The organism is Brucella pecoris (assembly GCF_006376675.1).
Lineage (GTDB): Bacteria > Pseudomonadota > Alphaproteobacteria > Rhizobiales > Rhizobiaceae > Brucella > Brucella pecoris.
In genome coordinates this window covers 97,942-116,773 of the sequence record NZ_VEWK01000011.1, presented here as the reverse complement: position 1 = coordinate 116,773, position 18,832 = coordinate 97,942, and the positions used below count along the sequence as shown (strand labels likewise).

Genomic DNA, 18,832 nt, shown 5'->3' with positions numbered 1-18,832 from the left:
ACTTACAAAATTGAGAAGCCAGAGGGGGAAGGCACCTGATGCCCCATGACACGCCTTTGATTGCGACAATCGTCATCGGGTTATGCCTGGCCTTCATTTTCGGTGCGATAGCCACCCGTCTGAAAATCTCCCCTCTCGTCGGCTATCTTCTGGCTGGCATCATCGCTGGCCCCCACACGCCCGGTTTCGTTGCAGATCAGGACCTCATTCTCCAGCTTGCCGAAATCGGCGTCATCCTGCTGATGTTCGGCGTCGGTCTGCATTTTTCCCTCAAGGATCTTCTTTCCGTCAAAGCCATAGCGGTACCCGGTGCGCTCGCACAGATCGCAGCCGCCGCAGCACTTGGCACCGGCCTTGGCCTCGCTCTTGGCTGGGATGTGCAGGCGGGTCTGGTTTTCGGCCTAGCTCTTTCGACGGCCAGTACCGTCGTCCTTCTGCGCGCCATGCAAGAGCGCCGCCTCATCGATACCGAACGCGGACGCATTGCTGTCGGCTGGCTGATCGTCGAAGACCTCGCAATGGTCATGGCGCTAGTGCTGCTTCCGGCAGTCGCCAGCGTAACCGGCCGTGCGGAAGGCTCGGCAGCGAGCGATCCCATCGCTTCATGGCTTGGCCTCGGCATTGGTGGCATTATCCTTCTCACCATTGCCAAGGTTGTTCTATTCGTCGCCCTGATGCTCATCGTGGGGCGCAAGGTCATCCCCTGGCTTCTGAATGTCGTGGCTCAGACCGGCTCCCGCGAACTGTTTCGTCTCGGTGTGCTCGCCATTGCACTGGGCGTCGCCTTCGGCGCGGCGCATCTGTTCGGTGTGTCTTTCGCGCTCGGCGCATTTTTTGCCGGTATGGTGATGAGTGAATCCGAACTCAGCCATCGGGCAGCGGAAGAGTCCCTCCCCTTGCGCGATGCCTTCGCGGTGTTGTTCTTCATCTCGGTCGGCATGTTGTTCGACCCGATGAGCCTTCTCCGCGATCCGCTCCCGCTGCTCGGAACGCTTGCCATCATTCTGATCGGCAAATCGGTCGCAGCATTCTTCATCGTGCGCGCTTTCCGTCGTCCTGTCAGCACTGCACTCACCATTTCGGCAAGTCTCGCACAAATCGGCGAGTTTTCCTTCATTCTTGCTGGGTTAGGCGTCAGTCTTAATCTACTCCCGCCAGCGGGCCGCGACCTCATTCTCGCAGGTGCAATTCTCTCGATCTTCCTTAATCCAGTAATGTTCATCGTCGCAGAACGGATGCGTCCGTGGATCGAAAATCGAAGTAAAAGCGAAACATCAACCGGTGAAAACACTGGCACCGAACTTAGCGTTTCCGAACCGTTGCCGGAGACTTCACTGACCGGACACACCATTCTCGTTGGCTATGGCCAGATTGGTGCCAGGATTGCAGAAGGATTGCAGGCGGAGACTACGCCTTTTCTTGTTATCGAAGATTCACCGAAAATCAGTGCGTCGCTGAAGGATAAAGGCATCGAAGCCATTGCGGGCAACGCCTCAGATTCAGAAATACTGAAAGCAGCCAATCCGGCAACGGCTCGAAATCTGGTCATCGCAATACCCAATGCTTTCGAAGCTGGACGGGTGACCGCATTGGCCAAAGCAGCCAACGCGAAAATCAGCATCATCGTGCGCGCCTGTTCGAAGGCCGAATCGCAATATTTGCGCGACCTTGGCGCAGATTTTGTCATTCTGGGAGAAGAGGAAATCGCAGCCGCCATGGCAAAGGCGATCGGAACTGAGATCACAAAGGAAAACACGGAAACCGAATCTCAGACCAATATATCAGGGATAATATCGGAAGACAGATCGACCGATATCGTGGGCAAAAAAGGGGATGACATGAAGCATGAAGGCATGGTGACCGGCTGATGAAAGCAAAGGATTACATCTGGCCGGTCGTGGGTATTTGCGCAGTCGGTATTTCGGCTTGGCTCCTCTATCGCGAACTTCGCAGCATTTCACTCGATGATGTTCTGGACAGCCTTTATGCTATTCGCGCCCATCATTGGGCACTGGCGGCAGCGTCGGCGCTTCTGGCCTACAGTTCGCTTGCGGGCTATGATCGTATTGCGCTTTTACACCTCAAGCGTAAGATTTCCTGGCTCTTTATCGCGCTTTGTTCCTTCACCACCTATGCCTTGTCGCACAATATTGGCGCCTCGGTCGTCTCAGGCGCGGTCGTGCGCTACAGGGCCTATTCCTCTCAAGGCATGCCCGGCAGTGAAATCGCCGTCCTCATCGCCTTCTGTTCTTTCACATTCATTCTCGGCGTCATCATAACGTCCAGTGTTGTTCTCTTGCTGGAACCGCATATTCTCATGCGCTTCAACGAGGAACTCACGCCGACTGTCTCCATTGTCATCGCACTTTTGATGCTGGCATTCGTGCTGCTTTATGTCTTTGGTAGCTGGCTGCGCCTGCGCCCGCTTCAGATCGGCAGTTTCCGCCTGGAATATCCGCGCATGTCGGTTGTTGTGCAGCAGCTCATCGTTGCGCCGCTGGAACTGATCGGCGCCGCCGGCATCATCTACTTCGCCCTGCCCGAGGCTGGCAATCCCGGCTTTCTTATTATTCTCGGCATCTTTCTTGTCTCGTTCTCGGCGGCCCTGATCTCACACGCTCCAGGCGGCCTCGGTGTTCTGGAACTCGTTTTCCTCACCGGCTTGCCGGATATGAATCAGGCTGACGTGCTGGCAGCGCTGATCGTCTTCCGCCTCCTCTACCTTCTCATTCCATTCGCGATGTCGCTTGTGGTGGTGCTGATCTTCGAGAAGTCGCAGTTTCTCCTGCGATGGAACGAAAAACAGCGGAAATAGAACCAAGTCGACTGCGGAGCATAGCTTTCACAAAAGCTGCCATAAATTGAATTTATTTTCCTTAAAATGGCGGCTCAAGCCGCCTATCTTGGAACCAGTTTCGCAAAAAATGCAAACTGCGAAATTGAACGCCCTCCCAAGGCTTTATTCAAGAGGAACAACGCATGCCTGCGACATTGATCATCCCTGGTTACAAGGGATCGGAAGCAGGCCACTGGCAGCGCCAATGGTTGCATGACGATCCGTCAGCATTGCTCGTCGAACAGGACGACTGGCACTATCCGGTGCTATCCGACTGGATGTACGCGCTCGAAGCCAAACTCGCCGAAAATCCAGGCGCGGTTCTGGTCGCCCATAGCCTCGGCTGCGCGCTCGTCGCACATCTGGCAAGCCGCCCATCAGCAGCTCACGTGGCGGGCGCTCTTCTCGTTGCACCGGCCGACGCGGAAACCATGACCCGCAAGGACAGCCGTTTCCAGAGCTTTGCCCCGCTCCCACGCCATGAGCTGGGTTTCCCTTCCATCGTCGTGGCGAGCCGCAACGATGAATATATGAGCTTTGCCAAGGCAGAAGCTCTTTCGCATGTGTGGGGATCGGGTTTCGTCGATCTCGGTCATGCCGGCCACATCAACGTAGCAAGCGGCTTCAGTCGTTGGCCGGAGGGAGTTATTCTCGCATCTTCTCTTCACCGGGAACCGGTAAACAACACGCTTTCCCAAGCAGCGTGACCGCAGGAGCGGTTCCAGTTAAAATGGAACCGCTCAAGCTCTTTTGTCTTTACGCATTTGCCTCACGCAAAACCGCTTCGCACTTTTGCTGAAAATGCTCCAGCCATCCATTCTTCGAATAGGCGGCTTTCTTATTTAAGCGCCCTGCCTGCGTTCGAGCAGAACCTTCAAAACAAGAGTTAGAAGTGCAATCAAGGCAAGTGTCGAAGCCGCAGCGAAGGCACCAGCAACATTATAGTCATTGAACAGCAGTTCCACCTGAAGCGGCAGCGTGTTGGTCTTGCCGCGGATTGCGCCCGAGACGACCGAAGTTGCTCCAAACTCTCCCATGACACGCGCATTGCAAAGCACGGCGCCGTAGAGCAACGCCCATTTGATATTGGGCAGAGTGACATAGAAGAAGGTCTGCCAGCCATTGGCGCCAAGTGTGAGCGCCGCTTCTTCTTCATCGCTCCCCTGCACTTCCATGAGCGGGATCAGTTCACGCGCCACGAAGGGCGATGTTACGAACAGGCTGACAAGAAAAATCGCCGGAACAGTAAACATGATCTTGATATCGTAGGATTCAAGCAGCGGCCCCAGCAGACCTTGCGATCCATAAAGGAAAAGATAAGTCACACCGGCCACGATGGGCGATACGGAGAACGGTATCTCTACGAAAGTAATCAGCAACCGCCGCCCCGGAAAGCGGAACTTGGTTACAAGCCATGCAACACAGACACCGAAGGCCATATTGATCGGTACCACGACGATAGCCGTGAGAATACTCAGCCAGACCGCATGCAATGTGTCGGGTTTCAATATTTCGCTGAAGAAGACAGCGACACCCTTGCTGAACGCATAGGAGAAGATGATTGCAAGCGGTGCTCCAATGCAGATCACCGACAAGCCCACCGCCAGCCAGATCAACAGATTGCGCGCTGGTCCGGAGTTTCGCGCCTGTAAACTTGCGCTAGCGTTCTGCATAACGAAGCTGCCTCGCTTGAATGAGGTTTGTCACGAGAAGCATGACGAAAGCTGTAACCAGCATCACAAATGCAAGTGCTGCTGCGGCGGGGTAGTCATATTCATCAAGCCGGATGAAGACGAGCAGCGATGTCACTTCGGTTTCGAAGGGAAGATTGCCCGAGATAAAGACAATCGAACCAAACTCACCGAGGCTGCGCGCAAAGGAGAGCGATGAGCCTGCAAGAAAAGCCGGAAAAATGGTCGGCCAGATAATATGGGAGAATATCTGCCAGGAACTGGCCCCGAGGCTGCGAGCGGCCTCTTCCACATCGGCGCTCATATCCTCCAACACCGGTTGAACCGTACGAATGACGAATGGGATGCTGGTAAAGAACATCGCAATCATGATGCCAAGCGGTGCGTAGGCAACCTTTATTCCGATTGGTTCGAGGAACCTTCCGAACCAGCCATTCTGGGCAAACAAGGTTACGAGTGCCAGACCCGCTATAGCGGTAGGCAAAGCGAAAGGAAGATCGACGGCGGCATCGATCAACCGCTTGCCTGGAAATTCATACCGCGTCAGCACCCAGGCCAGCAGAAGACCGAACAAGCCATTGAACACGGTTGCCACCGCAGCGGCACTCAAGGTGATCTTATAGGTTGCCAGCGCCCGGTCTGAAGTCACAATGCTCCAGAAATCGCTCCAGCCCAGACTTGCGGTCTTCAGGATCATGGCTAGAAGCGGCAGAGCTACGATCACTGCCAGATAAAGCAAAGTGCAGCCAAGGGTCAGTCCGAACCCCGGCAGCACAGAATTACGTTTCATGCTTAGAAGCGCCACTGGATTTTTCCGAAAAGCAGGCGATCCCGTCAGGGATCGCCAATTGGCTCTGTTTATTTGCCGGTGAAGAGCTGATCGAGCACTCCGCCTTCGGCGAAATGTTCCTTCTGTACCTTCTCCCAGCCGCCAAAAGCATCTTCAACCGTTACGAGACGCACATCAGGATAGATATCCTTGTGCTTTGCGATGACGTCCTTGTCATGCACGCGGTTGAAGTTCTGGGCTAGAATCTCCTGGCCTTCCGGGGAATAGAGATAATTCAGATAAGCTTCGGCAATCTTGCGCGATCCACGCTTGTCTACGACCTTATCGACGACCGTAACTGGAAACTCCGCCAGAAGACTGACTTCGGGGACGACGACATCATACTTGTCGGGGCCAAGAACCTTCTCGGTTCCACGTGTTTCAGCCTCGAAGGTCACCAATACGTCGCCAATGCCACGTTCGGCAAAAGTCGTCGTTGCGCCACGGCCACCTGTATCGAACACAGGGACGTTCTTGAAAATCTTCCCGATGAATTCGTGTACCTTTGCCTGATCGCCCTTGAACGCCTCATTCGCGTAGGCCGTAGCAGCGAGATAGGTATAACGCGCATTGCCCGAGGTCTTCGGGTTCGGGAAGATCACCTTCACGTCGTCACGCGCCAAATCGTCCCAATTCTTGATGTTCTTCGGGTTGCCCTCACGGACAAGGAATGCAGGGAGCGAATAATAAGGCGACGAGTTGTTGGGCAGCCGCTGCTGCCAGTCCGCAGGAATCAGATTGCCCTTGTCGTGCAGGACCTGCACATCGGTCACTTGATTGAACGTAACGACGTCCGCCTCAAGCCCTTCCAGAATCGAACGCGCCTGTTTCGAGGAACCTGCATGGGATTGATTGACGGTCAAATCTTCGCCGGTCTTCGTCTTCCAATCGGCGATGAAGGCTTTGTTGACCTGCTCGTAAAGTTCCCGCGCAATATCATAGGAAACATTCAGAATTTCCGTCGGCTCCTGCGCGTGAACCGGTGCAGAGCCTAAACCAAGGGCTAGCGCTGCATATAGAATAATTTTTCTCATTAGACCCATCCCCACCGCGCTGTTTGCGAAAAGCGCTCTAATCCGGATTGTTTTCGGAAAACAAATCTAACGAGAGAAGAAACAAAATCAATCTAAATCATTGATTTAAATATATAAACTACTTTTCTGGCCGATCATGAAACCTGCGTCCAAACCATTTACCGGCATGAGAAAATAATTCTCATCTGGAGCAGAACCTTAAAAAGAATACAAAAAGGCAGGAGACTTCCACCCCCTGCCTTCGATAATTTTTCGCCTGTCTGGCTTACCAGAAACCGCGATGCTGCCAGCACCAGAGAAAGTTATGCTCGCCACGCTCCAACCGGCTGCGGCGGCGGGCTGCAATCTCTTCTGCATTCAACTTCATCTCGCGCCAAGGCTGCTCCAGAAAGACAGGAACACGCAAAAACGTATTCTTCATTCTCGTAGCGAGCAGTTGAACAGTTCGCTTCATGCCAAGCCTCCTCATTGCATCACGCTCAAATTTGTCGCGCTTTCGCCGCAACAATGAACGATAGGTTAATTTTGAAGGCTTCCGGGTTTTTGTCAATAACCTACTTATTTTATCGGAGTTAACAGTGTGAAATAATTTGCGAGCCAGCCTTGGCGGCCCGCAAATTTATTCCTGTTATACCTCGTAGTCGCTTGAAGGCGTGATACGGACCTTGCCGATGTGACGTCCGTTCATCGACTCGATCCTGAACTCCAGGCCATCGGCCACAAAGTTTTCACCTCCCAGCGGCAGATGTCCCAGATGCCAGAGAACATAGCCGGCAAGAGTGGTATAACGATCACCGTCATCCACAAGGTCGCGTTCCAGAAGACCGCTCAACCGGCGGATATCGGTAAACCCGTCCACAAGATAACCGCCCTGCCCGTCCGCCTGCGCGACAGCCGCCTCTTCATCTTCGTCGGGGAATTCGCCGGCAATAGCTTCGAGAACGTCCGTCGGCGTCACAATACCCTCGAAAGAGCCATGCTCGTCAACAACCACTGCAATCTGTACAGGAGAGTTGCGTAGCTGCTCCATGACGCGCAACACGTTGGCATTTTCATGTACGACAAGCGGCTGTTTTACCGTTTTATCCCAGTCGATAGGCTTCCTATCGCCGATATCGAGCAGTAGATCTCTAACCAGTGCCACGCCAACAAACTCATCCACCTGACGGCGTGCAACAATGACGCGCGAATGCGACAGCTTGCGAATGGCCGCATCAAGCTCCGCCTCGTCTTCATCGAGGTCGAGCCATTCGATCTCGTTGCGAGGTGACATGATCGAACGAACCGGCCGATCAGCCAGATCGAGAACGCCACGGATCATCTCTTTTTCTTCTGGGAGAAAAATATCGCTGGCTGCCGTCTGCTGGGCAATCACGTCGACCGTATCGGAGAGCGGATTTTCTCCGCGACTGCCACCAAGCAGACGCAGGACCGCACCGGCCGTGCGCTCCCGCAGATCGTTGGTGGTTACAAGCTTCTCGCGGTTGCGTCGCGACATCTGGTTGGCCGCTTCGATCAACACCGAGAAGCCGATAGCTGCATAGAGATAGCCCTTTGGAATATGGAAGCCGAAACCTTCTACCACCAGGCTGAAGCCGATCATCATCAGGAAGCCGAGACAGAGGATGACGACGGTGGGGTGCTTGTTGACAAAATCCATCAGCGGCTTGGAAGCAAGCATCATCACGCCAATGGCAATAACGACAGCGATCATCATGACCGGCAAATGCTGAACCATGCCTACAGCAGTGATCACGCTATCCAGCGAGAACACAGCGTCAAGAACGACAATCTGGACGATCACCTGCCAGAACACGGCATGCACGACCTTGGAATTTTTAGGCCCATGATCACCCTCTAGCCGCTCGTGGAGCTCCATGGTGCCCTTGGCAAGCAGAAACAGACCACCGATCAGCATGATGATGTCTCGGCCCGAGAAGGACATGCCCATCAGCGAGACCAGTGGTTCGCGCAGAGTAACAATCCACGAAATCGAAGCGAGCAGCACCAAACGCATCAAAAGAGCCAGAGTAAGACCGATCAGGCGCGCGCGATTGCGTTGGTGCGGGGGCAGCTTATCAGCCAGAATGGCAATGAAGACGAGATTGTCGATACCGAGAACGATCTCGAGTACCACCAATGTCACCAAACCTATCCAGGCATTGGGGTCGGCAATCCAGTCCATGGACCAGTCCATGATATGTCGGCTCCTTTAAAGATCAGCAGAAACGGAAATTGGAAAACACAGCGCAAGCAATTTGCGGCCCGGCCGCTATTATGCGGGCCAGCCTGATGCAGACGAAGATTGTCGGGAATGGTTCAATACGCGCGAAGTCCGAACACCCCTCCGGGGTACTCGGACTTCGAGAAGACGAATCGTCAGAACTGTCGTCGGGCATTAAGCGCGATGAACCTTATAGGGGGCTTGCGAGGCATGAAGCCTCAGCGACACCGGTTGCCATATGGAACATATGGTTCTGCTATTAAGCAGACCGAAGCCTGCGACACAAGAGGCCGATCATTCAGCCGGTGAGACGTGAACGCGGCGCTTGCGCTCCCGGCGCGGGCGGGCTTTGAAAAAACGTACACCGATGACCGTCGCAATAATGGTGACAATAGTGATTCCGATCACAAACCAGAACATATGATCACCGTCCATTCTGGCGAAAATGCCAGCACCACGCCCTGCCAGCCAGCCCGGAAGGAACATCAGCGGGGCCCATACCAGCGCAGAGAGAACATTGGCTGTCTGAAAGCGCGTCTGGTCCATGGACATCATACCGGCCACCATCGGCACCGTGCAGCGCACAGGACCGAAGAAACGCCCCAGAAACACCGCCGAGAAACCATAGCGACGGAAGAGAAGGCGCGCGCGCGCCACGCCGCTACGATGCTTGTTAAGCGGCCACTTATGAATGATATTGCGGCCAAGCCACCAGCCAAGAAAATAGGAAATGATGTCGCCAATCACAGCGCCAATTATTGCGCCGATGATGACGGGAATGGGTTCAATGATTCCGGCACCTACGAGGCCGCCGATGGCGATCATTATCGGCGTGGCTGGAATGAACATTCCTATAATGGCGAGAGATTCACCGAAGGCGATAATCCCCACGATAGGCCCAGCCCATGCCCGATGATCGGAAATAAACTGTCCGAGATCGCCTATTATACTTTCCATTCCGTCCTCAAATGTCGCGAACCGGATTTTGAAACGATATGAGCCGTTCCTGTTTTCTTCGGCAAGGGCAACCCGGTGCATAAAGCGCCTTGCTCTGATAAGTTTTTGGGGCGGTGTCGGTATCCACGGATTCAGGACAACTACCAACCGATCAAGTCTTTTATATGCCGTAGCATCTCAGACAAGCATCAAAAATTGATGACATGGCTGCGACATTTGCAGCGTAGGCCTACTCCCTGAACAAAACCTCCCCGCCGACCATATAAGACCAGCATTGCCGAATATGGAGTCCTCTGGTTCCGCTTACAACGCTGGAAACGTGAAAAAATGAATCAAATCAAGAATCTCTCATCCTTGATTCTCCAAAACGCCCTGAACAGGCACAACCAGAATAGGCAAGCTAGAAAAAGACACGGGTTACGCGCAAAGATGGAAACCAGAAACTCCCGCATTTCGGGGCTTTCTGCGCAAGATGTCATTTTTTTCAGAAAATTTGCGACTGGAGGCTGGACAGGTTGAAAAGAGGCCGTTATAGAACCGCTCACTTCACCGGGGCCGCTGCCTCGGCAAAGCGAGTGGGTGATTAGCTCAGTTGGTAGAGCAGCTGACTCTTAATCAGCGGGTCGTAGGTTCGATCCCTACATCACCCACCATTTTCTCTTCTGAAAACAAACGCTTCCGCTGATAACAGATCCTGATGGGCCGGACGTCCCTTGTCCTAATCCGATCAAATACACACCGTATCGGCTGCGTGCCTGCTTTCGTTTTCAAGCTCGCATCGGCTTTGGTTTTCTAGCCCCCCCAATACATTACCGATAATTAATTGGCATATTCATATGCGGTTCATCTAAAAAGACAGACATTACTCGCACGCCATTTAGTGGCGCCCCTGTAAAAGAGTAACGGAGTCAAATAACCATGAAATCGAAGACCGCATTTATCGCTGTAATTGCAACATCTTTGCTTGCTGTTCCCGCACTCGCACAAGACAATAGCGGTGCAAATACTGATAAACCGGCAGCAGAGACGACCGTTGCCCCACACAAAAATATGAAGGGCCAGCACGGCCCTGTCGATCTTGAGAAATTCTCGCGTATGGATGACCTCAAGGCCGCCGACACCAACGGCGATGGCGTTCTTTCTCGAGACGAGATCGAAGCATTGGCGCTCAAGCGCGTCGTGAGCCGTGCAGCCGATCGCATGGAACGTCGCCTTGACGTTAATGGTGATGGCAAGGTCACGCTTGCGGAAGTCGAAAACCAACGCAAGAAGGAATTCGCTGCACTGGATCGGAATGAGGATGGCAAGGTCGATCGCAGCGAAATGCGCGCAGCGAAGATGTACCATCACGCAAAAGGCTCACACCATAAGGGGCCGCATCGGATGGGCAACCACAAAGGCGGCGAGCACAAAGGCCCGATGAAGGGTCAGGCAGAGAAGCCCCAGGAATAAATCTGAAATAAAAAACCCGGGCTCAATGCCCGGGTTTTTTTATACACCAATATCAACGGCACCGCTCAGAAGCGGATAACGCCTTTCTTGAAGATGATATTGCCGTAAAGCCGCTTCTCACCCGTACGAATGATAGCGAAAGCGTCACGAGCGCGGTGATAAAAAGCAAATCTCTCAACCGGATCGACGGAAATCTTCCGGCCTTCCGCCTTCTCTATCACCGTTTCAAATTCCTTGAAAATCGCCGGCGTTTCATTGGGCGCCTGCATGACAGCGGCTGGCTTGTCGACAAAATCGTCCAAAGGCAGCAGCGACAGCACAGCTTCAGCCATATCGGTCGCGGTGATTCCCGGAAAATCCAGCACATGCACACCGGAGGACTGCGCCGGGTAATTGGCGTCGACAATCACGAGGTCGTCCCCGTGTCCCATATCTGCAAGGACCTCGAGCAGCGAACCGGTCAGCAATGGATTGATGTTCTTCAACATAAGAAGTCAGTTCCCATAAAAATTCCGTCGCCTCACACTAGAGCATTTCCGGCAAAAGTGCGAAGCGGTTTTGCGTGGGATACTGCGTAAAAACAAAAAGATAGAGCGGTTCCATGTTTCGGTTTCAACCGGAACCGCTCTGAGCAACTTGCTTTCATTATCGCAAGGTTGAAGCGCAACTTCGCGGTAAGAAGGGCAAACGACCTTATTTGGTTGTCGGATCCAGCTTGTCGCGCAACCAATCACCCACAAAGCTGATCGACAGCGTTGTGAACATGATTACGAATGACGGCGCGAGCATGATCCACGGCGCGCGGGTAAGATATTCGCGACCATAACCGACCATGTTGCCAAGGCTGGTCATTGGTGGCTGCACGCCCAATCCCAGAAACGAAAGACTGCTTTCGAGGAGAATAATTTCCGGAAATGTCAGCGTCATGGAAACAATCAGCGTCGAAGCAATATTCGGCAAGATATGCTTGAGATAAACGCGTGACGGTGTTGCGCCGAGTTGGGTAACCGCTGCAGCATAGCCTTGTGCATTCGCCGAAACAGCCAGTCCGCGTGCGATACGGGCATAACGTTCCCAACCATAAAAGCCCATAAGGCAGGTCAATAGCAGAAGTGAGCTACCGAAGAATGCAAGTACGGCAAGCGACAGGATCAGGAATGGAAGTGCCGCCTGAAAATCAGCCAGCATGACGACAACCTGCTCTACGGCACCGCGAAAATACGCTGCGAGAAAACCGAGCGTCGTTCCGAATACCGCAGAGATAATCGTCGCGCCGAAAGCGATGAGCAACGAAATGCGAATGGACTCGATCAGGCGTGAAAGCACATCACGTCCCAGCTCGTCAGTACCCAGCCAGTGTTGCGGATTTCCCGGCAGTGCGAGGCGGTTTTTAAGATCGAAAGCTGTGATGTTATAGGGCTTTATCCAATCCCCGGTCAAAGCAATCAGGATCATTGCCGCGATCCAGATAAAGCCGATGATGACCATCAGCGGAATGCGCGAACGACCCTTTTTCGGTTGCGCTGAAACAGCGGCTGTATTGGCGGTTACATCCGTCATCGGTCCAACCTCACGCCTTGCCCTGCGTCTGACGAAGACGCGGATCGAGATAACCATAGAGAAGATCGACGATGAAATTGGAGATCACCATCGTCACTGCCACGAGAAGCAATATGCATTGCACGATAGCAAGATCGCGATTGGCAACCGAAACCACGAGTAATCTGCCCACACCCGGCCAGGAAAAGAGCGATTCAACGACCACTGCACCTGCAATCAGCGACCCCACCATGAAACCCACGATAGTGACGATTGGAATAGCCGCGTTGGGTAGCGCGTGCCGCCAAACGACATTCCGCCAGGACACACCTTTTGCACTCGCCGTACGGATATAAGGCTGTCCCAGAATCTCGATCATCGCGCTGCGGGAGAAACGCGCCAGAATCGCGGCGCCACCAAGCCCCATGGTGATGATGGGCAGAATGGCATGCATCCAGCTATCCTGTCCGCCAGAGGGCAACCATCCCAGCGAAACCGAGAAAACCAGCACGAGAAGTAGCCCTAAAACGAAGCTCGGCAAAGTGAATCCGATGACGGCGGTCGCCATGACAGCCCGGTCAATAGTACTGTTGCGATGCAGTGCAGCATAAATACCGGCGGGAATGCCTAGTCCAAGCTTGATCAGAAGTGCTGGTATCGTCAGTTGGAGGGTCGCCGGAATGCGTTCGACCACAAGTGCAATTGCCGATTGGCCGTCGCGCATGGATATTCCGAGGTCACCGCGCGCGATAGCTCCGAAATAACGCAGATATTGCTGCCAGAGCGGATCGTCGAGCCCCCAGTTCTTCCGGAAAGCAGCTATCGCTTCTGGCGGGGCGTCCGGTCCCATGATGATCTGTGCCGGATCACCGGACATGCGCAACACGATGAAAGCAAATGTCACCACGAGCAGAATGGTCACAAATGCCCGAAACCCGCGAACCATCAAAAATCTAAGCATGAATATCGTCCGTCTGCAGGGTTCCGGCAAAGTGGCAAGCCACTTTGCGTCCCGCTGGCATGTCGAGGAGTTCCGGTGTCTCGTTGCTGCAGCGCTGAGCGGCAAAACGACAGCGTGGATGAAAGGCGCAGCCATTGGGCCGTGCGGCGGGATTAGGCGGCTCTCCCTGCAGGATGATACGGTCACTGAGAGGGATCCCTGCGACGGGAACACTGGACACGAGTGCCTGCGTATAGGGGTGAAGCGGTCGGGCAAAAATCTCGTCCGAAGATGCCTCTTCTACGATACGGCCCAGATACATGACCGCCACACGATCTGCGATGTTACGCACCACCTTCAGATCATGGCTGATGAACACCATGGCAATGCCTTCGCGCTCCTGCAAATCCCGCAAGAGATTCACAACTTGCGCCTGAATGGAAACATCCAGCGCCGATACGGGTTCGTCGCAGACAATGAGTTGCGGTTTACACGCGATGGCTCGAGCGATGACAACACGCTGACGCTGTCCGCCCGAAAGCTCGTGAGGATAGCGCAAAGCCTGATCCGGACGAAGTCCGACCGCTCGCATCAGTTCCGCGACGCGGGCTCTTTGCTCACCGGGGGTTCCAATTCCGTGTATTTCCAGCGGCTCAGCAATCTGACGACCGATAGGGATCCGTCGGTCCAGAGCAGCCAGCGGATCCTGATAGACGAGCTGCATACGCGCTCTCAATGCCCGCCAGCTCGCAGTTTTTTGCGGAGGCAAAGCCGAACCTTCGAAAGTAACTTCTCCTTCGCTGGGATCTTCCAGACCGAGAAGCAAACGCCCCGTTGTGGACTTACCGGACCCGGATTCTCCCACAATTCCCAGTGTCGTCGCCGGAGCAACCGATATCGAGAGTCCGTCGACAGCGCGCACAGCAACCGGTTGGGCGAAAAAACCCTTGCGCGACGTATAGGTTTTGACAAGGTCGCGAGCTTCGATGAGAACGGCGGTCATTGTGCTATTGCCCTTGTGCTCGCTGGGATCGAAATATGGCCCCCCATGGATGACGGCAAATGCGACGATGCCGGGTAGGGATGAAAACAGGCGACAGCGCGCCCCTCACCGGCATCATCCAGCGGAACACCCAGCCTTGGGAGGCTACGTGCGCAGAGATCCGTGGCGCTCAAACAGCGTGGAGAAAACGCACAACCTGACGGAAGCTTGCCGGGTTCTGGCACTGTACCCTCGATAGGGATCAGACGACTGCGTCCACCGTCGAGACTAGGAATGGAATCAAACAGGCCGTGCGTATAGGGATGGCGCGGAGCGGCAAAAAGCGCTTCGGTCCGCGCCTGTTCGACAATGCGTCCGGCATACATGACGGAAACTCGTTCGCAAATTTGCGAAACGGCACCAAGATCATGGCTGATAAAGACCACCGCCATGCCTGTTTCGGCGCGCAAGGCGGCGAGTAGATCGAGAATCTGAGCCTGAATCGTCGCATCAAGCGCCGTCGTGGGCTCGTCAGCGATAAGGATATCAGGATTGCCAGCAAGCGCCATGGCGATCATCAAACGCTGGTTTTGACCACCGGAAAACTCGTGCGGATAATTATCAATACGGCGACGTGCATCGGGAATTCCAACCAGTTCCATCAACCGTAGAGCTTCTGCTCGGACGGACGGCCCCTTGATATTACGATGAAGTCGCACAGCCTCCTCGATCTGGCGCCCAACCCGGATAACCGGGTTCAAGGAACTCGACGGGTCCTGAAAGATCATCGCAATACGGCAACCGCGAATGTTTTCGAGCGTACCGCGCGACGCAGTGAGCAATTCTGTTCCCTCAAGGAGAACGCTACCGGAGATAGACGCCTTCTTCGGCAGAAGACCGAGCGCCGCAAGCCAGGTCACAGATTTACCGCAGCCCGATTCACCGACAAGTCCCACGGCTTCACCTCGTTCAATCGAGAGGTCGATACCATGCAGAACCGGTACACCATCAAAAGCTACCTTGAGATTGGAAATTTCGACCAGCGGCATCATGCAATCCTTCTGGTTCATTCACAGTCGCGGGGCTCGAAACCCCAAAGGAAAAGCGAGCCCGATTGAACCGGACTCGCCTTTACAAATGGATCAGGCCCAGTTGTTCTTGCGGAAGTCCATTGCGAAAGCGGGCGCAGCCTTCCACTTCAATGACTTCGGCTTGGCAGTGAAAGTCGCGTTCTGGTGAAGGACCGTGTAAGCGGGGTCTTCCCGTTCGCAGATTTCCAGCATCCGCTTGAATGCTTCCTTGCGCTTGGCATGATCGGTGCTGGTTTCCAGAATGACTGAAAGCTTGTTGGCTTCCTCATTCGTCCATTCGCCAACCTGTTGCTGCTGACCGTTCGGACCATGCTGGCTGACGATGGAAGAAACCGGATCGTTGAACGGCGCCGAGTTGGACCAATCACGCACCGCACGGCTCGGGCTCTTTTCCAGAACCTGTTGCCAGTTTTCCTGCATCTGTATTTCGACGTTCAGGCCGACCTGGTTCCACATCTCGACAAGGACCTGCGCCGTCGGCGTCTGGTTCGTGTAGTAGTTATTGAGCAGGCGATATGGGATCGCATCGCCCTTGTAACCGGCTTCCTTCAGAAGCTGTTTGGCGAGGTCCGGGTTATATTCCGGAACATTCCAGCCCTGAACGAACATATCACCATAGTAGTCCCACTGGAGTCCCGCCGGAACGACTGTACGTCCGGCCCACAGCGAATCCACGATAGCCTGACGATCGATCGCGTGGGTGAATGCGCGACGCACCAACGGGTTTTCCAACTGAGGATGGAACTTGTCGAATACGGTCAGACGATGGTTGAGGATCGTGCCACCTTGAACTTCGAAAGCATCATTCTTTTCGATGCCTTCGATCTGATCTGGTGGAATATCGCAAGCAAACTGGTATTCGCCAGAGAGCAGACCATTGATGCGGGACGCAACTTCCGGCACTTCGATGAAGCGGATCTGCTTCAGCGGCGGGCGCCCGCCCCAATATTCGTCATGCGCTTCAAGCACCAGCATATTGTCTGGCTTGAACTCGACAACCTTGTAAGGTCCGGTGGTAACCGGCTTGCGCGCCCAGTCGAGATAGCTGGGGGACTCTTCCCAGCCACGGCGGCTCATGATCTGGCTGCCGTAACGCGAGATGCGGCCTTCCATGGTCACGTCTGGCGTACCGTTCTTGAAGCGCACCGTGTATTTGTCGACCACTTCGACACCCAGCAGGGCCGGCCACGAGCGGCGTGCGGTTGCGGGCACTTCAAGCGGCAACTCCTTGCTTTCGCGACCGAGCGGGTTTTTCTCCGAGACATAAATGGTCTTGCCTTCGACTGGCTGCGTGTCGCCAAACATACGTTCTTTGCCAAAAGTGAAGGCAACGTCTTCGGCGGTCATCTCGTCACCGTTGTGAAACTTCACACCTTGCCGGAGCTTCAGTTCAACGGTCTTGTCGTCAATGCGGGTCCATTCAGTCGCAAGACCTGGCACCGCTGAAAGACCACCCAGCCAGTCACGGTCGATCAGCGCTTCCCAGAGGCTGGAGAAGAAAACACGTTCACCCACATTCGACTGTTCACGAAGAACGTCGAGCGTATTGCTATTTGCCACCTTCTGCACGGCAATAGTGATCGATGGGCGATTGTCAGCCTGTGCGATTGCAAAGCGCGGCAGGATGAGCGAACCGGCAGCACCGGCTGAAAGGCCGAGCATCCCGCGTCGGGTCAGATTGATCATTTGGTTGCTCCTGAGATCAATGGTTGCGCGTTGTCAGCCCTTGCGGGCCGGATCTGTAATGGGTGAGTGTCCGGTCGGCATGAGACAGCCGCCACGACAAAGCCTTCTGGGCGTAGTCGCGAACGAGAACCGCATAAGCGGGGTCTTCAGCCAGATTGTTGAATTCGTGCGGGTCTGCCCTCATGTCAAAGAACAGCGGCGGCAAGGCCGCAAAATGCACGTACTTGTAGTTTTCGTCCTCAATTACACAGAGGCTGCAATCATCCTGCGAAAGCTGCACCGAGTTCTGCGGCTGATCGTAGAAGACGTCGCGGAAATCGAACTCGTAGTGCAGTTCTGTACGCCAGTCGGCGGGCTTTCCCTCACCCAGAAACGGCAGTAGCGAACGTCCGTCGCAAGCGCGTGGCGTTTCCCCGCCCAGCCACTCGAGGATGGTCGGCATGACATCGATGCTTTCGGAAAAGCCTTCTTCGATTTGGCCAGCGTACCGGTTCTGTCCTGCATCCTTTATGACCAAAGGAATGCGGAAGCTCTCGTTATTATAGCCTATCTTGCCGAGTAGATGATGATCGCCGAGCTGCTCGCCGTGGTCGCTGGTGAAGATGATCAGTGTGTCGTCCCACTGACCAGTTTCATCAAGGTAAGCGAAAACCCGCCCCAGACAATCGTCGATTTCCGTGATCAGACCGCAGTACGTGGCCCGCATCTGGCGAATCTCGCCCTCGTCCAGCGTTGCACCCGAACCTTCCGCTCCATGAAAGAACGAACCGCGCCTGATGTGATCGATATAATGCTTCATAAGCGGATGCTGTGCCGCTTCGGCATCCGGACTGTCCGCGCGGACGGGCGCAGGCATATCTTCGGCCTTGTACATTGCATGATAAGGCGCAGAGGCGACAAACGGCGGATGCGGGCGATAATAGCCGAGATGCAGGAAGAAAGGCTTGCCATCCCTCCCCTTAAGATAGGTCAACGCGCGTTCGGTGAAGAATGTGGAGTCCGAAAACTCCTTTGGGATACGCGATGGTTTGTCCGTAGCGCCCGGAACGGAATGCTCGCCTTCCGGCAGCCAGATATCTTCGCGATTCTCCGGCAGTTCAAAGCCGTTCTGAGCCACCCAGCCGAAATATCCGTCCATATTGGGTTCGAATGCGCCCACAGAGCGAAACCCGTCCATGATATCGCCCAGAACCGTAAAACGCGGATCTCTGTGGGACGTCGAACGCGGATCAGGTGTCGTCGTTGTGTAACCGATGAGCGCGGGATCGTAGCCGATGGCGCGGAGAGCTTTGCCGAGATTCAAATGGCGCTGATCAAGCGGAACCGTGTTCTGCACTGCCCGATGGTTCATCAGGTAGAGCCCCGTAAGCAGGCTTGCTCTTGCCGGGCCACATGGCACGCAGGTCGTGACATGATTGCGGAAGGTCAAACCTTCCCGGCAAAGGCGATCAAGATTGGGCGTTTTGAGGAAGGGTTCGCGCCCCTCTGCCCGCATCAGTTGAGGGATAAAATCTGCTCGCCATTGATCAACGACGATAAGCAGGACATTTTTTCTGGTCATGTTGGCCTCG

Annotated in this window: 17 protein-coding genes and 1 tRNA gene; 5 read left to right on the top strand and 13 right to left on the bottom strand. The window is 54.5% G+C overall.

Going from position 1 to position 18,832, the window contains the following annotated elements; genetic code table 11:
* The first annotated feature begins 38 nt into the window (after positions 1-38).
* The 3 genes from ybaL (at position 39) to FIB18_RS18835 (ending at position 3,543) form a co-directional block, all read left to right on the top strand.
* Positions 39-1,868 (top strand): YbaL family putative K(+) efflux transporter, encoded by a 1,830-nt coding sequence (ybaL, locus tag FIB18_RS18845; RefSeq protein WP_140022162.1) that lies wholly within the window; start codon positions 39-41, stop codon positions 1,866-1,868.
* Positions 1,868-2,815, top strand: a complete 948-nt coding sequence (locus FIB18_RS18840) for a lysylphosphatidylglycerol synthase domain-containing protein (RefSeq protein ID WP_140022161.1) — start codon at positions 1,868-1,870, stop codon at positions 2,813-2,815. Before ybaL ends, FIB18_RS18840 begins: the two co-directional genes overlap by 1 nt.
* Before the next feature lie 164 nt (positions 2,816-2,979).
* The gene (locus FIB18_RS18835) at positions 2,980-3,543 is read left to right on the top strand and encodes an alpha/beta hydrolase (protein ID WP_140022160.1); all 564 of its coding nucleotides are present in this window, start codon (positions 2,980-2,982) and stop codon (positions 3,541-3,543) included.
* Positions 3,544-3,678: 135 nt separating this feature from the next.
* Here FIB18_RS18835 and cysW read toward each other — a convergent pair whose 3' ends face one another.
* The 6 genes from cysW to FIB18_RS18805 form a co-directional block, all read right to left on the bottom strand.
* Complete coding sequence (cysW, locus tag FIB18_RS18830; RefSeq protein WP_140022159.1) at positions 3,679-4,509, bottom strand: sulfate ABC transporter permease subunit CysW; 831 nt, start codon at positions 4,507-4,509, stop codon at positions 3,679-3,681.
* Positions 4,496-5,317: a sulfate ABC transporter permease subunit CysT gene (gene cysT / locus FIB18_RS18825; RefSeq protein WP_140022158.1), complete on the bottom strand. Its 822-nt coding sequence runs from the start codon at positions 5,315-5,317 to the stop codon at positions 4,496-4,498. The genes cysW and cysT overlap by 14 nt, the downstream gene beginning before the upstream one ends.
* Positions 5,318-5,385: 68 nt before the next feature.
* Positions 5,386-6,390, bottom strand: coding sequence for a sulfate ABC transporter substrate-binding protein (locus tag FIB18_RS18820; protein ID WP_140022157.1), 1,005 nt, complete (start codon positions 6,388-6,390; stop codon positions 5,386-5,388).
* A gap of 265 nt (positions 6,391-6,655) precedes the next feature.
* Positions 6,656-6,844, bottom strand: coding sequence for a hypothetical protein (locus tag FIB18_RS18815; protein WP_140022156.1), 189 nt, complete (start codon positions 6,842-6,844; stop codon positions 6,656-6,658).
* Between the two features lie 174 nt (positions 6,845-7,018).
* Positions 7,019-8,587: a TerC family protein gene (locus FIB18_RS18810; protein ID WP_140022155.1), complete on the bottom strand. Its 1,569-nt coding sequence runs from the start codon at positions 8,585-8,587 to the stop codon at positions 7,019-7,021.
* Between the two features lie 321 nt (positions 8,588-8,908).
* Positions 8,909-9,571 (bottom strand): DedA family protein, encoded by a 663-nt coding sequence (locus FIB18_RS18805; RefSeq protein ID WP_140022154.1) that lies wholly within the window; start codon positions 9,569-9,571, stop codon positions 8,909-8,911.
* A 577-nt stretch (positions 9,572-10,148) separates the two neighbouring features.
* Here FIB18_RS18805 and FIB18_RS18795 point away from each other — a divergent pair.
* Both FIB18_RS18795 and FIB18_RS18790 read left to right on the top strand, forming a co-directional pair.
* Positions 10,149-10,224 (top strand) — tRNA-Lys (locus FIB18_RS18795).
* 265 nt (positions 10,225-10,489) lie between these two features.
* Positions 10,490-11,023: an EF-hand domain-containing protein gene (locus FIB18_RS18790; protein ID WP_140022153.1), complete on the top strand. Its 534-nt coding sequence runs from the start codon at positions 10,490-10,492 to the stop codon at positions 11,021-11,023.
* Positions 11,024-11,088: 65 nt separating this feature from the next.
* Here FIB18_RS18790 and FIB18_RS18785 read toward each other — a convergent pair whose 3' ends face one another.
* From FIB18_RS18785 to pehA, 7 genes are all read right to left on the bottom strand, one after another.
* On the bottom strand, positions 11,089-11,511 hold the full coding sequence (locus FIB18_RS18785; protein WP_140022152.1) for an RbsD/FucU family protein: 423 nt from the start codon (positions 11,509-11,511) through the stop codon (positions 11,089-11,091).
* Between the two features lie 205 nt (positions 11,512-11,716).
* Positions 11,717-12,583 (bottom strand): ABC transporter permease, encoded by an 867-nt coding sequence (locus FIB18_RS18780; RefSeq protein WP_140022151.1) that lies wholly within the window; start codon positions 12,581-12,583, stop codon positions 11,717-11,719.
* 10 nt (positions 12,584-12,593) lie between these two features.
* The gene (locus FIB18_RS18775; RefSeq protein WP_140022150.1) at positions 12,594-13,523 is read right to left on the bottom strand and encodes an ABC transporter permease; all 930 of its coding nucleotides are present in this window, start codon (positions 13,521-13,523) and stop codon (positions 12,594-12,596) included.
* Positions 13,516-14,505, bottom strand: a complete 990-nt coding sequence (locus tag FIB18_RS18770) for an ABC transporter ATP-binding protein (RefSeq protein ID WP_140022149.1) — start codon at positions 14,503-14,505, stop codon at positions 13,516-13,518. Before FIB18_RS18770 ends, FIB18_RS18775 begins: the two co-directional genes overlap by 8 nt.
* On the bottom strand, positions 14,502-15,536 hold the full coding sequence (locus tag FIB18_RS18765) for an ABC transporter ATP-binding protein (protein WP_140022148.1): 1,035 nt from the start codon (positions 15,534-15,536) through the stop codon (positions 14,502-14,504). Before FIB18_RS18765 ends, FIB18_RS18770 begins: the two co-directional genes overlap by 4 nt.
* A 90-nt stretch (positions 15,537-15,626) precedes the next feature.
* Entirely contained in the window at positions 15,627-17,261 is a 1,635-nt protein-coding gene (locus FIB18_RS18760; RefSeq protein WP_140022147.1) for an ABC transporter substrate-binding protein, read from the bottom strand.
* Positions 17,262-17,277: 16 nt separating this feature from the next.
* Positions 17,278-18,822 carry a phosphoric/sulfuric ester hydrolase PehA gene (pehA, locus tag FIB18_RS18755; RefSeq protein WP_140022146.1) on the bottom strand — a complete coding sequence of 515 codons (1,545 nt, stop codon included), beginning with the start codon at positions 18,820-18,822 and terminating at the stop codon, positions 17,278-17,280.
* Between the last annotated feature and the right edge of the window lie 10 nt (positions 18,823-18,832).

Bases quoted from the DNA above. Each gene is read 5' to 3' on its own strand.
- ybaL (WP_140022162.1), top strand. From the start codon at position 39: ATGCCCCATGACACGCCTTTGATTGCGACAATCGTCATCGGGTTATGC.
- FIB18_RS18840 (WP_140022161.1), top strand. From the start codon at position 1,868: ATGAAAGCAAAGGATTACATCTGGCCGGTCGTGGGTATTTGCGCAGTC.
- FIB18_RS18835 (WP_140022160.1), top strand. From the start codon at position 2,980: ATGCCTGCGACATTGATCATCCCTGGTTACAAGGGATCGGAAGCAGGC.
- cysW (WP_140022159.1), bottom strand. From the start codon at position 4,509: ATGCAGAACGCTAGCGCAAGTTTACAGGCGCGAAACTCCGGACCAGCG.
- cysT (WP_140022158.1), bottom strand. From the start codon at position 5,317: ATGAAACGTAATTCTGTGCTGCCGGGGTTCGGACTGACCCTTGGCTGC.
- FIB18_RS18820 (WP_140022157.1), bottom strand. From the start codon at position 6,390: ATGAGAAAAATTATTCTATATGCAGCGCTAGCCCTTGGTTTAGGCTCT.
- FIB18_RS18815 (WP_140022156.1), bottom strand. From the start codon at position 6,844: ATGAAGCGAACTGTTCAACTGCTCGCTACGAGAATGAAGAATACGTTT.
- FIB18_RS18810 (WP_140022155.1), bottom strand. From the start codon at position 8,587: ATGGACTGGTCCATGGACTGGATTGCCGACCCCAATGCCTGGATAGGT.
- FIB18_RS18805 (WP_140022154.1), bottom strand. From the start codon at position 9,571: ATGGAAAGTATAATAGGCGATCTCGGACAGTTTATTTCCGATCATCGG.
- FIB18_RS18790 (WP_140022153.1), top strand. From the start codon at position 10,490: ATGAAATCGAAGACCGCATTTATCGCTGTAATTGCAACATCTTTGCTT.
- FIB18_RS18785 (WP_140022152.1), bottom strand. From the start codon at position 11,511: ATGTTGAAGAACATCAATCCATTGCTGACCGGTTCGCTGCTCGAGGTC.
- FIB18_RS18780 (WP_140022151.1), bottom strand. From the start codon at position 12,583: ATGACGGATGTAACCGCCAATACAGCCGCTGTTTCAGCGCAACCGAAA.
- FIB18_RS18775 (WP_140022150.1), bottom strand. From the start codon at position 13,523: ATGCTTAGATTTTTGATGGTTCGCGGGTTTCGGGCATTTGTGACCATT.
- FIB18_RS18770 (WP_140022149.1), bottom strand. From the start codon at position 14,505: ATGACCGCCGTTCTCATCGAAGCTCGCGACCTTGTCAAAACCTATACG.
- FIB18_RS18765 (WP_140022148.1), bottom strand. From the start codon at position 15,536: ATGATGCCGCTGGTCGAAATTTCCAATCTCAAGGTAGCTTTTGATGGT.
- FIB18_RS18760 (WP_140022147.1), bottom strand. From the start codon at position 17,261: ATGATCAATCTGACCCGACGCGGGATGCTCGGCCTTTCAGCCGGTGCT.
- pehA (WP_140022146.1), bottom strand. From the start codon at position 18,822: ATGACCAGAAAAAATGTCCTGCTTATCGTCGTTGATCAATGGCGAGCA.